The 15751-nt window shown below is 55.8% G+C and carries 18 protein-coding genes; 2 read left to right on the top strand and 16 right to left on the bottom strand.

What is annotated here, in order from left to right:
• Positions 1-6: 6 nt before the first annotated feature.
• Genes SJQ66_RS11205 through SJQ66_RS11180 form a run of 6 tightly spaced genes read right to left on the bottom strand, consistent with a single transcriptional unit; the run spans position 7 to position 5980 of the window.
• Positions 7-1005, bottom strand: coding sequence for a type IV secretion system protein (locus SJQ66_RS11205; RefSeq protein ID WP_253556638.1), 999 nt, complete (start codon positions 1003-1005; stop codon positions 7-9).
• A gap of 1 nt (position 1006) precedes the next feature.
• Entirely contained in the window at positions 1007-1768 is a 762-nt protein-coding gene (locus SJQ66_RS11200; protein WP_253466822.1) for a type VI secretion protein, read from the bottom strand.
• Positions 1769-1775: 7 nt separating this feature from the next.
• Positions 1776-4241, bottom strand: coding sequence for a VirB4 family type IV secretion system protein (locus SJQ66_RS11195; protein ID WP_320534280.1), 2466 nt, complete (start codon positions 4239-4241; stop codon positions 1776-1778).
• A complete protein-coding gene (locus SJQ66_RS11190) occupies positions 4235-4543 on the bottom strand; it encodes a VirB3 family type IV secretion system protein (RefSeq protein ID WP_253466816.1) in 309 nt (102 codons plus the stop codon). Before SJQ66_RS11190 ends, SJQ66_RS11195 begins: the two co-directional genes overlap by 7 nt.
• Before the next feature lie 12 nt (positions 4544-4555).
• Positions 4556-4912 carry a TrbC/VirB2 family protein gene (locus SJQ66_RS11185; protein ID WP_253466813.1) on the bottom strand — a complete coding sequence of 119 codons (357 nt, stop codon included), beginning with the start codon at positions 4910-4912 and terminating at the stop codon, positions 4556-4558.
• Between the two features lie 18 nt (positions 4913-4930).
• Entirely contained in the window at positions 4931-5980 is a 1050-nt protein-coding gene (locus tag SJQ66_RS11180) for a TadA family conjugal transfer-associated ATPase (protein ID WP_320534279.1), read from the bottom strand.
• A gap of 265 nt (positions 5981-6245) precedes the next feature.
• On the opposite strand from SJQ66_RS11180, the gene SJQ66_RS11175 reads away from it, so the two are divergent.
• Positions 6246-6689 (top strand): hypothetical protein, encoded by a 444-nt coding sequence (locus tag SJQ66_RS11175; RefSeq protein WP_253466807.1) that lies wholly within the window; start codon positions 6246-6248, stop codon positions 6687-6689.
• A 65-nt stretch (positions 6690-6754) separates the two neighbouring features.
• A complete protein-coding gene (locus SJQ66_RS11170; protein WP_320534278.1) occupies positions 6755-7132 on the top strand; it encodes a winged helix DNA-binding protein in 378 nt (125 codons plus the stop codon).
• 69 nt (positions 7133-7201) lie between these two features.
• Here SJQ66_RS11170 and SJQ66_RS11165 read toward each other — a convergent pair whose 3' ends face one another.
• From SJQ66_RS11165 to SJQ66_RS11120, 10 genes are all read right to left on the bottom strand, one after another.
• Entirely contained in the window at positions 7202-8365 is a 1164-nt protein-coding gene (locus SJQ66_RS11165; protein ID WP_320534277.1) for a vWA domain-containing protein, read from the bottom strand.
• Between the two features lie 2 nt (positions 8366-8367).
• Positions 8368-9273, bottom strand: coding sequence for a hypothetical protein (locus SJQ66_RS11160; RefSeq protein WP_320534276.1), 906 nt, complete (start codon positions 9271-9273; stop codon positions 8368-8370).
• Positions 9274-9368: 95 nt separating this feature from the next.
• On the bottom strand, positions 9369-10394 hold the full coding sequence (locus tag SJQ66_RS11155; RefSeq protein ID WP_320534275.1) for an ATP-binding protein: 1026 nt from the start codon (positions 10392-10394) through the stop codon (positions 9369-9371).
• Between the two features lie 187 nt (positions 10395-10581).
• Entirely contained in the window at positions 10582-10782 is a 201-nt protein-coding gene (locus SJQ66_RS11150) for a DUF3717 domain-containing protein (RefSeq protein ID WP_320534274.1), read from the bottom strand.
• Positions 10783-10891: 109 nt separating this feature from the next.
• On the bottom strand, positions 10892-12394 hold the full coding sequence (locus SJQ66_RS11145; protein ID WP_320534273.1) for a hypothetical protein: 1503 nt from the start codon (positions 12392-12394) through the stop codon (positions 10892-10894).
• 291 nt (positions 12395-12685) lie between these two features.
• Positions 12686-13174, bottom strand: a complete 489-nt coding sequence (locus SJQ66_RS11140; RefSeq protein WP_320534272.1) for a hypothetical protein — start codon at positions 13172-13174, stop codon at positions 12686-12688.
• A gap of 11 nt (positions 13175-13185) precedes the next feature.
• Positions 13186-13566: a hypothetical protein gene (locus SJQ66_RS11135; RefSeq protein ID WP_320534271.1), complete on the bottom strand. Its 381-nt coding sequence runs from the start codon at positions 13564-13566 to the stop codon at positions 13186-13188.
• A gap of 75 nt (positions 13567-13641) precedes the next feature.
• Positions 13642-13941 carry a hypothetical protein gene (locus SJQ66_RS11130; RefSeq protein WP_320534270.1) on the bottom strand — a complete coding sequence of 100 codons (300 nt, stop codon included), beginning with the start codon at positions 13939-13941 and terminating at the stop codon, positions 13642-13644.
• Between the two features lie 351 nt (positions 13942-14292).
• Positions 14293-15114, bottom strand: coding sequence for a PRTRC system ThiF family protein (locus tag SJQ66_RS11125; protein ID WP_320534269.1), 822 nt, complete (start codon positions 15112-15114; stop codon positions 14293-14295).
• Positions 15107-15751, bottom strand: coding sequence for a PRTRC system protein A (locus SJQ66_RS11120; protein ID WP_320534268.1), 645 nt, complete (start codon positions 15749-15751; stop codon positions 15107-15109). Before SJQ66_RS11120 ends, SJQ66_RS11125 begins: the two co-directional genes overlap by 8 nt.

Here is a 15751-nt window from a genome sequence, read left to right as displayed (position 1 = left end):
GCGCTTTTACAGAAGAGCCTTGAGTCCCTTGATCGCACCCCCGCTTACGCCCCCGCCGCCTCCGAATAGGCTAGCCATTTTCGGGATCTCGAACGACAGAAGGAACACAAATAGGGACAGGTCGAGCAGCATCGCCGCACCTTGGTTGGTCAAAAATGCATCCTTGCCTATCAACATCGCTGCGGCGATATTTTTCCCCACAAGGCTGATCAGGATCGCCGACACCACGATGTACATGCCAGAGTTGATCATGTAATTGAGCCAATTCTTGAAGTAGCCCCGCGTGTAGCTGGAGAAACCCAGGGCAAACGCGATCTGCCCGACAACGATCCCCACTGACGATTGGATCGCGCCCAAGTGCGTGAAGTAAAGGACAACGACCGAGGTGAGAAGCATGACAACGCAGGCCAAGAGCACCGGTATGAAATTCGGGATTAGGCTGGGAATGTCAAAGACTGACGCCGTTTTCCATACGGTGACAACGCCGTCCCACATGTCCGACACCGAAGCGCCAAAGGCACCGAACTGGCCATCGATCTTAGGTGCAATCTCACCAGCCATCGTTGAGAACCAGTTATAAAACGTCGGTGCACAGGTCGTGTATCCGAGATAGAACGTCGCAAAAATGCCAAACATACCGAGTTCCTCGAACAACTCGACCCAGGCCGCGACGGGGTGATGGGATGCTGAGAAACGCACGCCGGCTAGAATGATCGTGATGACAGCCAGGGCACCGGCGAACTTGTCGGCCTCGGGCTTGAGTGTTTGGCTCAGAGTCACGGCCGACGTGATCACAGTGTCGATGATCGATCCGAGCTTCGTGCTAGCTTGATTGATGCCAACGCCGATCTCCCCGGGGGCTGCCGTCATGGCACCTGTGGTGGTGCTCGTGGTGGTAGTGCTTGTTGTCGTATCAACGCCTGTAATGCCATCGCCCTGTGCGTAAGCACTGACGCAAGAAAATCCGAGTACCAGCACTGCACATAGTTTGCTCAAGGAAGGCATGTTAGTAGCTCACGGACGAATCGGTCGGAAGCGCCGAACTGAGCGCCGCGCGTTGGGCAGCCTGCTTGGCAATCACGTCCTGCAGCGTGTCGGCATTCGTCTGCTGCTTGGCCACGTTCTCGGAGGATTGCTGCGCCGACTTCTGTTGCTGCACCGCCATCATTTGGGTGAGATCTGAGAGCTGCGATGAAATCACGTCTAGGTAATGCGTGGTCAACTGTGCAGTCGCTTGCTGCGTCGGCGACATGGAAAGCTGGGATTGCAATTCCTGTCGGCGCTGGGTGGTCGTTTGCAGATGTGTGATCACGTCGTTACCCATCTGAAACATCGCCGTTGCACGCTGATCCTTGTTGGCCCGCAAAGCCTTCATATCGGCAAACCATTGCGTCGGCGTCTTGCCCGAACTTTTTATCTGCGCTTGGACGCTCGATAGCCAGTTTGCCCCCGAAGTAAGGTCGCCATACAAGCTTGTCAGCGTCGACAGATATTGCGTTGCCTTCGTTTGATCGCTTGTTACCTGGCTATATGCCTGCGACATGGCTGCGGTGGACAAGTGGGTCGCCTGTAATAGCTGGTTCTCCAACATCTGATATTGGTAGACGATGTTGGTATTCTGATAAATCTCGCCCTGGACCGCCTTTAGTGCGCTGATCGTTGTCTCGATGTTGTTCGTCGGATCGAAAACGATCATCGTCGCGTTTGCGCTGGATGCCAGAAACCAGGCTAGGAGCAAACCAATGCCACGGCTAATTCCCTGTTTCATGCGGACCTCAATTCTCAAGCGCCATTTCGGCTAGGTAGTTTTGACGCCAATTCGCGTCCCCTGAGCGTAAGTGTTTGTCCATCACGTTTTGCGCGCGGATGTCGGAGCGCAGACCGGCGAGCATGTCTTTGGGAAAGGACACCTGAAGCATGCGGCTGGCTTTTTTTGTGACTAGCAGGTAATCGCGGTTGGGCTGGCCATCCGAGATAAGGTCGATCTGGTCGTCGCTGAGACCGAATTTGTCGCGGTAAAGATGCTTGCTTGTGCGAGCCGCCGAGTTCGGCAAATAAATGATGTTCGGGATGTTCTCACGCAGAATCTCGAAGTTGGGAACGCGCTCCATCTGCTTGAGCGACTGTGTCGCCAAGAACAAGCTCCCGTTGAGCTTGCGAATGGTGGTCGCCCACATCTCCAGCCGAGAATAGAACCGTGGATACTGAAAGAAGAAACCACATTCCTCCACCTCTATCACCACATATGTCTTACCGTCCATCCACTGCGAGATGCGATAAAACGCGTAGTCCAGGAACATCGCGGCGGCAACCGGGTGGTTGAGGAATAAATCGCCCATTTCGATCGACAGGTCATCGCTAAGCGACAATCCATCCTCGACGTTATCGAAGAAATGTCCGTTCTTTTGGCCTTTGGTCCATGACAGCAGTCGATCTCGTAACTCATGCGGCAGTAATGTAACCAAGTAGGAGAGCGTCCATAACTCCCTTGAGTAACCTTCGCCGAGCGTCTTGACGGCGGCGAACAACGTGCGCGCTTGCTCACGGCTGAGAGAGAATGTGTCATCCTCCAATAGCAATTGCACCCAATCGCTTACATAGGTGTAGTGGTTTGGGTCGGCGAGCAGGGACAAAGGATTAACGGGCGTCGCGCCAGCGAACTTGCCTGTGGCGTCAATGAAGGTGCCGCCAGCTAACTCAGTGGTAATGCGCGTCGAACGATCCTTGTCAAACCTTATCCTGCGTGCCTGGTGGCGTCCTGTTTGGGACGTCAAGAGGTTCAGCATGACCGACTTGCCGTTGCCTGCAGGCCCCACAACGAGCAAGTGCGAGTTTCCCCCCGAATCATGTAGATGAATGCCTTGTAGCGTCTTGTGTCGCGTTGGGAGGCAGGTCAAAGGGCCAACGGGTTTTCCCGCCTGTTGCGAAAGCCAGGCATTAAGCTCCCCCGCGGACGGAACACTTCGGATCGGCGCGATGTCGGACACGGCCGGTGTCTCGACAAACTGCAAACGCTTTTGTTGGCTCCATTGGCCCGGCAGCGTCGTCGCAAATGATGCAAAAAGGTTGGTGCGCTCCAATATCGTCCCAAAACCCGCGTTCCCAATACGACCGATTACCTCGCTCGTTGCAACATCGACCTCTTCTACGGTGTCGCCATAGACCACGACCGAGATATTGGCGAACCCGTACTGCTGACCGTCAGCGGTAAGTTTTGCAAGTGCCTCCTCCGCTTCGTCGGCAAGGCGCTCCCGACCCTTGTCATTCTTGGGACCTTCCTTGCTGATATACATCTTGATGATGTCCCAGGGGTTGAAAGCTGCCATCTTGTAAAATCGCCGGACTTTATTGATATAGGACGCAGCTCGGCCAGCATCGAGAAAGCGATACATGATGCAGACATCAAGTTCGGCGTCTACGTCGTTCAGCACATCAAGCGCAGCCTCCTGGAAGTTCAACCACTCCTTCACGCCGATTATCTTGGCGTATCGCACACCATGAGCGGACTCAAATTTCAGGTGCTCAGCGAGGGGTACGACAAAGCTTTCGGTCAAATGGGTGTCGAGCATCGTTACCGGGTAGCGAATGCGACGTGGCGGTACCGAGGGATTAGCGCACTGGTGCAAATGCGCCATGGCATTTTGCATTTCCCGGCGCCTTAGCTTCAGACGCGACAAGCCGCCGGTAAATGCGTCCAGCACGCCTTCAACGCGTTTGATTTCGGCGCGCATGCGCTCCAAGTCGAATACAAACGCGCTGCGCGACAGCAACGTATCCTTCGCTGTCTCGACCAGTGCGAGCGGGACGGACTTCCCACCGGTGGTCATGTGGTAGCCGATCCGGTCGAAAATCTTACTCAGGCCTGTCTCGGGCGTGAAACCGAGCGACAGCGACAATTTGTTCGTAAAGAACTTGCCGCTGCCAAGCGTGCGATTGTTTAGCTCGTCGAGATGCTTGTCGAACGCCGAAGCGAATTCACCCTCCATCTTCTGACGTACGCGGCGATGAGAGATACGCCACCAAGCCGTCACCCGATGATCGAAATTCTTGCAAGCGGCGTCGAGCGAGTCGCGCCCATGCGAGAGTTCGCTCTGGTCGGGGCTGTCCGCATCAATCCCCTCGAAGTCATAGACGGCAAGCACCGATCCATCTTTGTTGAGGGTGAGACCAGGCGTAATCGCAACAGCCCACGGCGCAATCTCATGAATAGGCCGACGGCGTGGCCCGGTGACTTTCAGCATGGCAAATCCTGATCGAATCCGTAGGGGCGGCGAAAACGAGCTGAAAACTTCATGGTCGGCGTAGGCTCATATTCATCGGCATACCGGTCATAAACCACCAACGTCTCACGCCACCATGGGTCCTTGGTGGTTTTCCAACGCAGGAGTGCATGCGCCGTAACACCAACAACAAGGAACCACAGTGACATCGCCGAATAGGTCAACAACACCGTGACCGTGCCGTTGAGAATGGCGATCTTGCGGTCAACGCCACCCATCTGTGGCGGCAGCGACAAGGATCGACTGACTTTGTGCTTTCGCATTCGTCGTTCCGATCAGGTGCAGGTGTAGCTGAGATTGAAGTGGCTCTGCACGATAGGAATTGCGGCAACTGCGATCCCAAAGCCCACGCCGACCGTCGAAATAACCTTGATGATGGTGCTCTCGGAGGCTGCAATGGCAACGCCCGCGATGATGATAAGCAGGATGCCTATCACGAAGAGCCACGGTCCACTGATCTCGCTGGAGATTAGACAAATGAAATTGTTTAGCCCGGAGAACGCTGAAAGATCGGCGGCTTGAGCCATTGGCGCCAACGCACAGAGCGCCAGTGCCAAAAGCGTCGAGCGTAATTCGCCGCGGCCGAACAAAAAGCGGCACCGACGCAGGAGGTGGGAGAGTTTTCCTAGCATGTGATTTTCCATTTTGTTTTAAAAAACCCGTTTGAAAACGTAGTCGTTGTCGCGAAAACCCTGGATCTCAATAATTTCTGAGATGTGTCGCAGCTCTCCCGTTCGTTTCATGTGGACCACATAGTTGAAAACGTCAGCGATGTTCTTACGCACGTCGCTCAGCTCCCACCGTGTCCCGGGCGGCGTCCCCAACATGGCAAGACTCTCCAAACGACTTAGCCCACCACGCGCGGTGTTGGCGTGGATCGACCCCATGCCACCGTCGTGACCGGTGCTCAAGGCTTGGATGAAATCGTATGCTTCGCCGTGGCGCACCTCACCCACCACGATTCTGTCGGGGCGAAAGCGCAGGCATAGCGCGACCAGAAGCTGGGTACTCACTTGCGTGTCGGCATTGGAGAGTAGGCGCACCTTGTTGGGCACGCTCAATTGCAACTCCATGGTGTCTTCGATCGTGATGGTTCTATCGGTTGCCGGGATCGCGCCGGCAAGCGCGTTGAGGAAGGTAGTCTTGCCGCTAGACGCGCCGCCGGCCACGAGGATGTTCTTTCTGCGCCGGACGATTTCGCAAAGCGAGGTCATTAAAGCGTCGTTGGCGACACCGGGCGCAAACAAATCCTCCATCGATTCAGGAGTTCTGGCTCTGTCTATCGAGAACGCGCCCATCCGAACGTAATCCGAGAGTGCTAGCTTCTGATCCCGGTGCTTACGAATCGACATGGCGTGGCCATCGATCGCCGTGGGTCGCATCACCGCTGCGACGCGAATATTTTGATGGCCCGCATTGATAATTCCCTTAGACGTACCCGCCTTTGCCGACTTATCGACCGACGCGGCAAGCGCGAGAATTGCGCCTTCGAGCATATGGGGATTGAGGACGACATCGAGCTTGATGAGTTCGCCGCGGTGCTCAATCCAAATATCCTTGTAGCTGTTGATCATGATCTCGGCGAGATCCGGCGCCTCGAACTGCGCGCGCAAGGGCGCGAGCGACGCGAAGAACATCTTCAATGCGTTGGCTTCGAGCGGCTGGATATCGAGGATTGCGTCGTCGAGGGAAGTGGACATAGCCATTTAGCGTTGCAATAACAGCCGATATTCTTATCCGACTCCGATGCTCACAAATGGGCAAAAGGACTACGAAATCACGCACCTTTCGCCCCTTTTATGACAATGAATCTCCGGCAAACTTGCGCCTTGGATTTGTTTTTAAGCGGCATTTCAGCAAAAACGCAGAATCTTTAATGGAAAAACGCGAAAGCTCGCGGTTTTATGGCACCATTTGACGGACATGTATTACAAAACCTTTCCAATTCTCCATATACCCCACCCGATGCACCCATCGCTCCAGCAAGCCAAGCGCGCACGCGCGGATAAAGCAGAGCTCTTACCGCTGCCCACGGCCAGCAGCGACAAGCTTTCGCTTATGTACCACTTATGCCTTGCGCGGCTTCGCTCAGGCACTGGCGATGCCCGCTGTTTGCACACGCTGGCCACGATGTTGCTGTTTGCCAGTGGCATTCTTGACGCAGGAGTGAGCGGCCTGCTTGCCGAGCAGATTGAAGCAGCGCAAATTGCACTTTGCAGCGCAAAGGAGACTTCAGCCGGCTCAGGCGTGTGGGGCCTTAACGAAGCGCACTTCCAGGCGTTGGCCGCGTGCGCGTTGGGCCACGATCGGCAACTTCGACGGGCGTCGCGAGGATTGATGCGATCGGTTGGCAATCGGATCGCGGCGCTTCGTGAAAATGAGCAACGAGCCCAAGGCCAGCTGTCTTGACAACGCAGCGCTTACGGTAAAACGGAGCAGGCTTAGTTCGCTCACGTTTTCCAATAGATGACAATATGAAATCCCAGCAAGACCCTTGCACCACTAATCCTTCCCCCCGCGCGGCTAGCCGCTACGTCAATTTTCTACAAACCGCTCAGGGACGCGCACCCGACGCAAATCTGCCAGCGCTCGATCCAATCGAAGAACGGCTTTTGCAGGTCATCATCCTGAAAAACGTCGCTGGTGAGAGGCTTGGTGTTCGAGACGTGATTCATGACGAAACATTGGGATCCTCTTCCATGCTGCACCGGCGGATTACGGCAATGCGCAAGAAGGGCTGGCTGCAGCTAGACAATACGGAAGATGCACGCCGCAAGCGCGTCGCCCTCACCGAAGCGGCGATGCAGTATCTGGATTGGTTGGGCAGTTGCATTCTGGACGCCGCCCAGTAGCACCTCGCTCGGCCGAGATCACCAAACAAAAAAGCCCGACGACCTTATGGTCATCGGGCTTTTTTAGATCTAGGGAAGCACTTCAACAATTTCCCCGAAAGGTGGCCGAGCTTTAAGACGACGCTCAGCTTTCACGCTCGCCCATAAAACGGGGTAGTAAGGAACAAAAGATGGAAACCTTCCGTCCAGGTCGGTCAAATAGACGACGAATGCAGGATCGACTTCCATGCTCCGCAATTGCACGAACGGATCATCAAAAGCAGTCCCGCCTCCTCCGATGACCGGTTTAAGCACGACCTCGTCGCCACGCTCGAAAATCTGAACCTGTCGCACTTTGCTGTCGCAGTCCATGACGATCAAGCGCGCAGGCTGCAAACTCTCGTTGATCGACAGGATTTCGGCATCGAACTGCGCCTGTATCTCGTCAAACACCGAGCCGCTTGAATCACGGACAAAAACTGCGTCACCAACCCGCTTTACGCTTAACGCAGGCAAATACAGCCCGAGGTGGAGGTATCGGCGGTTCGCAAGCGCCCAGTTGTAGTCACTCTTGCAAGCGTGCTGTGCAAACCGTCGAAGTATTGCCCGCCAATCTACACGCGGTGTCACCGCTTGTCGCACCAAGCCTTCAACCGCTGGCGATAGCGGCCCGTATAGCTGCGCGGCTTTCGCTGCTTGGACAACTGCGACCTTCCACATCGCTTCCGCGGATGATGGCGATTCTCCAGGATAGGGTCGGACTTCACCAAAGCCAGCCTCCGGCGCTCTGGCTGGCGCTTTTCCCGTTTCGGTATCGGAAGCCTTTGGCTCTGCCCCATTGTTCTGGGGCTCGGCCGCAGGCTCGGGAAGCATGCAATACACCTCCTCGACGCTATACCCCTCATACCGCTTATCCAGTATGACACCGGCAGGCAGTGAAAATCCCGCTTCGACAACGAGCGGATTGACCACATAGTCGGCCGCGTCATTCCAGCGATCAATATCGCGAGAACCCATGCGCCAACAGTGTCCATTGGCAACATGAGTCACTTCGTGCGCAATGACGCCGCGCACCTGCAGGTTGTCCAAACTCTCGATGTATGCGGGGTTGAAGCCCAGCGAGACACCATCGACCCACACCGTCTTGCAAGTCCGGTCCTCAATCAGACTCAATCGCATGGCCAGGGCGCCGTGAAAGGGCTGCGAAAGGATCATCTCTGTGCGCTGCTTATGGAGTCGTTCAAGCGTCTCCATGTTCACGCCACCAATTGCAGGTTCAGAGACGTCGAGGTGCTGCTCTTCGGTACACCACCCATGAAAGCCGCCATCAAATCCTCAATCTCTGATGCCTTGGCGGCTACATGTGAACGCAGTGTCTCGGACTCTTTCAAATCCGCTCCGGTATGGACTGCGAGGTGCCGCTTGGCTTCTTCGAGGATATAACTGAGTTGCGCATCCTCGGTGAAGTTCAGCTTCGGCAACAGCTCGCACAGCTCACGCACGTTGTTCGCGACGTCCAGGCGCACATTGCCGCTCGCGTAGAGGCGGGACGCCATTTGCGAGACCGCCTCATACAAACGGCCGATAAGGTCCCGGTTGGCCACCGATATCGAATTGAGCACGTGCTGATCGAGTTCGGTGCGAAGTTCGGTCAGAACGTCGGCCGGCAAATCAACGCCGAACTGGCTCGCATCGGGAAACGGCAACACCGTCATCTTGATGCCGAACTTCGTGTTGAGCTCGGCAAGCGTCGGATAGTCGCTCTCGTTGAAGAGGCCCCCCAATTCGCCACGAGCTTGCGCTTTTAGCTCGGTGTAGTCAGTCATGAACACGCGAGCCTTGAGATCAAACTCGTCCTTCATGTTCCGAATCTGTCCCATGAAATCCATGTACATCTCGGTAGGCAAGAGACGCACGCCCAATTGGTCGTACCGCAAGGTGTGATCGTAGAAGTAGTTCCGGATGCGATTTCCCAAAGAACACACGTCATGAAAACTCGGCGCGGCCGCAGGCAAAAGCCGCTTGTTAAAACGACCAATGCCCTTGATCTTGTGGATGTTTTCGACTTCTTCCGTCGCCTTGTTATCGAATCGACGGGCGTACCAGGTCGAAATCGTGACCGAACACAGCATGACTTGCGATTTAACGTTTTCGATGCTCATTAGAAACCTCTATGAAATAAATGCTGCAGACAAGAAAAAGCCGCGTGACGCTGGTAAGCGCGACGCGGCAAACAATGAAAATTGAAAAGAAGAAGTTATTCGCCTTGGATGATCCTTCCGAGCGGGCCGGACTGCGCCTTGATGAAGGCTGCGGTGCTTTGCAGCGCTGGATTGCGCCGTAAAGCGTCGCGGATCATCAATGCACCAAACTCGCGCCGTTTCGCGGCCAATAGCCGTTCGAAGTAAATCAGTGCGCGATCAATATTGCCTTCGGTCAGATGCGCGGCGAGTGCCGTCGACAGAGCGAATAGCGTTGCCGGGTTCTCTGGTATGGGAGCAGCCCCTGGATCCAACAGCACTGCCTGGGGTGAGGGCAGATCCCGCCATATTTCAAGAAAGGCTAGGAATTCGGTCGCAGCCCCCTCCCCGATTGAGCCAGCAAAGGATGCCAGCCTCAACTTGGCCGGCACGTGCGGCATCGTCTTCGCGATAAAATTCCAAGTGCGAGGACTTGGCACGTTGGCGATGTCACGTGAGACTTTCGGCTGCAAGAGTAAATCGGGTCGAAATCGCAAAAAAGCGATCAATTCAGGCGCCACGCCCTTATCGATTGCCCATTCGCTCCACTCCTGATGATCCGGGACCAGATTCACCACCGTCGCGAATCGGGAAATGACCGGATCAAGCAACCCGCTCACGCCGGCGTTATCGCTGCGGCGGTTGGTGGCAGCGACGAACGTGACGTGCTCTGGCAGCTTGTGTTCTCCGATGCGTCGCGCAAGCAACAGTTGCATCTTAGCCGCCTGAACGGCTTCGGATGCTTGCCCTAGATCATCGAAAAACCACAGTAGCGGTCGCCGAGACTGCATCGCTCGGCAAAGATCACCGAACGGCAGAAAGTGTGCCGTCCGGTTCGCCAGATCCGGAAAGGGAAGGCCTTTAGAATCGGTCGGATCTTCGACCACGGGATGACTGATCAAAAGATCGTAGTCGAGGGTACGCGCGGCTTGCTCGACGATATCGCTTTTGCCAATGCCAGGCGCACCGGTGACGAGAACCGGTAACCGCTGTGGCACGTAGGCGTGAAGTAGAGCACGCAATTCACTGGGTTTGACGTCCATGAGGCTTTCCTAAAAGAGCCCGCAGGGACGTGCCCGGTAGGGACAAGTCCCATAGGGCGAAAAAAAACCAGCCCGAGAGGGCTGGCTGGTCGATGCGTCTAAGACGCAGTAGGTGAATAAATTCTAATCCGAAGAGGCGCTTTGCAATAGTCAAATGATCACCAAAATGTACGCTCTTTCGACCGTACTACCCTTTCGCTGAACGCAACGCGTTCAATTGCTCCGCGCTCAATGCTGTGATGGCGATTGTGCTCAGGCGTTGATAGATCATGTCGCCATACACATCGGCCAGGACGCGTACCTCACGGCATAGTGCAAGAGGCTGCGCTCGACGCACACGCCACTGATTGATGGCCAGTTCCAACTCTTCAATTCCGATAGTGTCCATTCTTGCTCCCAGCAGATGAAGGTACGCCAAATCGCAACCTCTAAAGGTACGATTTGACGTGGGGCAAGGTGACTATTTGACTTGCACAGAACAAAAGAAAAATCCAGCGTCACGCCGAAACGACCGACTCGACCAATAACTGGCGTGCGTACTCGAGCGTTCCGTCTTTCGCACTCACGTTTCGCGATACCGCAGTGCCAGGTCGTTCCAAGCGATAGCGTTGCGTCGCTCCGATACGGCTGCTACGGATAGAGGTGTAGCCTGCGGCGAGCAATTCTTCGACATACTCCGCACCCGTGAGGCGGCGCCCTTCTACTGTCCGATACCGGGCGGTTTCCGCTTTGCGACGGGCCTCCTTCTTCGCGCGTTCAAGTTGCTCCACTGCATTAAGACGCGCCCACTCAGCATCCCACGCTGCCTGTTGCGCTTCGTTCAATCCGCAAAGAGAAAACACGATGCGGCGGCGCTCCTGCGGCTTCAGACCAATAATTTTTACACCAAGCACCTCATATACGGCCTGCTTGCAACCCCGGTTGCGGGTATCAGGACTGTCCAAGCACGGAAGTACCAGCTCCATTTCTGCACCTTCAATCGCACTCGCCATCTTGTTTGCATACGAATAGCTGCGCATCGTCTGACTAAGTGCGTTTCTAAGCATCGCTTGGTCGTATCTGCGCTTCGACATACGTCCGGCACGGCGGTCGTCTTCGATTTGCCGCAGACCATGATTGAAGATGGCATTCGAGGTGTGCCTATGAATCGCTTCGGCTAACGCTGAAGTTGGTGTGCCGATATCCACGGGGACCTCTTCTACTTCCGCGGTCAATGGTGCCAACAGGCCGTGCGCAAACAAGCAATCATCAACCTCGATATACGTAGCATCTTGCGGCAAGCTACGTAATGCTGCGGCAATACACGGCACAGTTTGGTCGGTGAGCTCAAGATCTTCTCGCCAAAGCAAAGCCAAACTTTGTGCGTGTCGGGCCTTCACTCGGCCACCCAAAGCGGGAAACGCGACAAGGAGAGAAATCCACTCCTGTCCGTATTCGATCCGTGCACGCGCTTGGTACTCACGAAGGACAGTTGGAGGCACAGTTGCGCCGCTTAACAAAGCGTGCCCTACGTGCATGGCATGGGAATCATGTGGTTGAGGGCCGAACCCACACGGCAGTCCGCGCTCGTCGAAACCAAGCACCAGCCGTGCTTGCTGGCTTACATTCGCCAGGACCTCCCCAGGATTCGTTCCGACCTCACAATGCTGCGCACCACTGAGAAAGCGTGCCGGCGAGCGCGAAACGACGAAAAAATGCATCGCCGCCTCCCATGCTTGCGCAGATACCTCGTACGCGAGCAAGCCGCGGCCGCCCCGCTGGAAGTGGGTGCGCCGATGCTCACAGAGCAGGCCGTGGATCACGTCAGTTCCTTGGCCAGGCAAACGAACACGTACACGTTCACCCATCTCTTCCAGTACGACGCGGCTGAAGTCGGCGGCCACCAGCGTCGCGGCTTCGATATTGGCGTGCCACGCCGGCGATTGTTTATCAGCGAATGCAAAAAAATCCAGGAGTGTGGCAAACCGCGCCGCGCCTGCCGAAGAAATCAAAAAATACATGACGTCACCCTAAAAATTGGGGGCGACGTCCCTCCAGGGCGGTCGCCCCGGATTGGGAAGTAAAAAGGGCCCGGCCACTCGCGCTAAGCGGATGGCCGGGCCCCAAGAAAAAAAGCTGCGCGAGGCAGCTTTCCAGTAAAAATTACATAAAACTTACATCAAGACCGCGAACAGGCACGACGAATCAGCCTATTTCGCTCTTCTTTTTCCTTACGTTCGACTCGCATCATCAAATAAGCGTAACCGCTCAAAAGAACGCCGACGCCGAACACTGCCCATGAAACGTCCATGTCAATCTCCTCTGACGATCAGAATACCTAGCACAAAGCATAGCACGGCCATTCCGACCGAACGCCCAAGCAATAGCATGTCGTAAAAACGGAACGACAGATTGCCAGAAAATGCGACCGCGGTGGCCGCCGATGCAAGCGAAACCGTGTGCAGCGCACGTGCAACCAAGTCCTTCTGCGACTTGTTTAGGGCGTGTAGGGACAGCAACCGTCGCTTTTTCCCATCCCACCGCACCCGCTTTAGATTTTGCGCCTCCAAACAAAACATGCCTGGCACTGGCGCCTGAGCACGTGGAATGAGAGGGAACGACTGTTCGCCAATCGAAACTGTCGCCTTCGCAGAACGGGGATCCACATGCAGACTCGCCAGCTGCGCCTCAAGCGTCTCACTGGCGTACACTTCGCCAGTGTCTCGTGCAAGAAAAGCATCGTCGACGAGATGGCCACCGTTCGGCAGTTCGACGTGCACCAGAACCTTTTCTTTCGCCATCGTTGCCCCCTTTAGCGTGTGCCAGCGAGCTTACGAAGGTCAGATAACAGCCCCTGGTAACCGCCAGTTGTCGTCAGGTTTTCAACATCAACCACATTCGGCCTGCCGCCGGCTAGATCCTCCGGATGGCATCGAGTGCGAAATGCGACACCGACATTGTCGTTCGTACACTGCCGGCCTATTTCCAACAACAGCCCCGGTGCACGAAGCGTGACACGTGAACCGTAGCTGCGCCACGCCGGCGCGGCCACTATTTCGTGTTCGGCCTGACGTAGTCGCAAATCCTGCGCGACCTGGCGCAAAAAGCGTCTCGAATACCGCTCGATTGCCACGTCTGCACCGCGACCAGCGGCGCGACGGCTCGCGTAAAACAGCTTTGGAACTTTTTTCATTATCTGTACCCCCCAAAAAAACGGCCACTCCGAAGAGCGGCCATATAATCTGCGATACGAAATCGCGGTAAAAAGTCAGGTCCGTTGGAATACAGCGGACATTAGATGAGAGGCGAAGAGCCGCCGCCACCAACTGGCTGGCTGCGGGTCATCGGCATCCAGGTACAAAGCAAACCCGGAAGGCATCGCATACGCTGCAACCTCAACATCCTCGTTTCTCACGAGTGCAACGGTGCGCACGCCGGGAGCCTGCAAGTTGATGCATGCGTCACGCAGTGCGTCACGTAGACCGGTGCCCGGATAGACCCGATTTGTATCCTGATCCACTTCACATGGACCAGAAAGCACGACGTGGCCGGGCAAAAGGATCGTCAATTTGCAATTTTTCGACATGGTTAAGAACTTGTTGGACGTGCGAACTCACCAGTGCGGCATGAGAGTCGACACAGACATGGAATCCGTCAACGGAAGTTGACGCGGGAGGAGACCGCCGATAAGGGCTTGCGGCGGGAATGAGCATGCACGGAGCGTGCAGCCTAAGTCGATGCGCAGAAAGCGCGAGATGAGCCCTCAGTGTACGGTGAATCGCGGAGCAATAAGCCCGCAAATCCTCACGAAAATCGACGAGCTTTCGATTTTTTCCGGGTCAGTTTCCTTAAAAACCCGATCTTTCGGGCAAAAAAAACCGCGCAACGAAGTGCGCGGCTCTTGTTGCAACGAAAGACATCAAACGCGGCCACGACGGGCCCGCCCCTTAAGTGCTTTCGTACCTTGGCTATACCCAAATCTCTCCCATGCCACTGGATCGATCGGCACGGTGTTGCTCCGTCCCGTCGCGGTATTCACAAACGAGGCGCAATACGCAAGACCGCCATAGCGAAACATTGACCAAAGCATCGTGAACGCTTGCACCGCTACAGCATGATTGATTACCAGTGACTGCTTTCGCAACGCCTCGGCCATGCTGCATGATGGCACCTCATCGTTGTCATCAAGACGCGGATCGACTATCTCAGGAAATAGAAGCCCAACATGGGGAAGCTGCCCCTTGATCACCCGTAAATCGCGATAGCGAGGCATGTGACCGACTACCACCTGTCCGCTATCTGACGCATTGCCGCAGTCCATATAATAGCCAGTACCCCCACACAAGGCCTGCAATATGGCCGCACGCGCCCCGCGGGTATCGACACAACCGATTACCAGGCCATCTGTTTGGATCGCCGTGCCTCGCGCAACCTTCGTCACTCGCGCTTTCCATTGCGTTCCCATCAACAGGTTGATCCGGTTCACCAGAATCGAGGCTTTGGGCTGTCCCACGTCCACGGGATAGAAGCCCTGCCGGCCCACATTCGACTCACTTACCAAATCGTCGTCGAACACAGTGCATTCGATTCCTCCGGGATGGCCGAGGGACACCATGGCGTGGTGCAAACGAGCCAAGTGCGGTAAAACTGCACTACCGGTGCCACCGGCGCCGATGACTGAGACTTTCCACGCATTCTCGGACCATCGAGACGGCATGCGATGTTGGATAGCGTCAGACATGAGCGCGCCCCCCCGCATATTTGCCGTACCAAGCCGCCGGGATCTCCGGCGTCGCGTTGACGATGCCCTTGGCGCAAAGCCTGAGTACCATCGTTGGCTGGGCCTGGTCGCAACATCCCACTACCAGGGCGAGCTTCACGTCGAACCGATCGTCGGCGTTATCCACTGACGAAAAAAACGCCGGCGCCCGGGCGTGCGAATGACAGTCGACGACCAACACTTCATCGTCGAACAGCGCTGGTGGCTCGTAGCTCAGAAAATCAGCGGAATGCTCCAAAACACCGACCTTCGCAAGGCGAAACCGCCCGCTGCTCGGGCTCCAGACGATCCAAGCGCCGACCTCTACATCGCAATGCGCTCGAGCGAAGTCGACGAACTCATCCACGACCACCGGGGCGATCGGCCCACATAGCAAGCGATGACTCTCTCGGACGTCCCCGTACGGGATCGATGTGAGCGCCGACATGCTTCCGATTTGCGCCACGAGATGCAACCACGCCCGCCTTAGCTCCAGAAAAATGCCATTGCGTGCGATAAGCAAGCGATCGCCGAGGCGAGCCATCGGCGTCACCGCCTCAAAGCGCGGCACCATCACAGATGGAAAAGACTCCTGCAAAACAACATCCTTGATATTCAT

It is taken from the genome of Robbsia andropogonis (assembly GCF_034047095.1).
GTDB lineage: Bacteria > Pseudomonadota > Gammaproteobacteria > Burkholderiales > Burkholderiaceae > Robbsia > Robbsia andropogonis.
The sequence above is the reverse complement of the archived record's forward strand: the minus strand, read 5'-3'. Positions and strand labels throughout refer to the sequence as shown.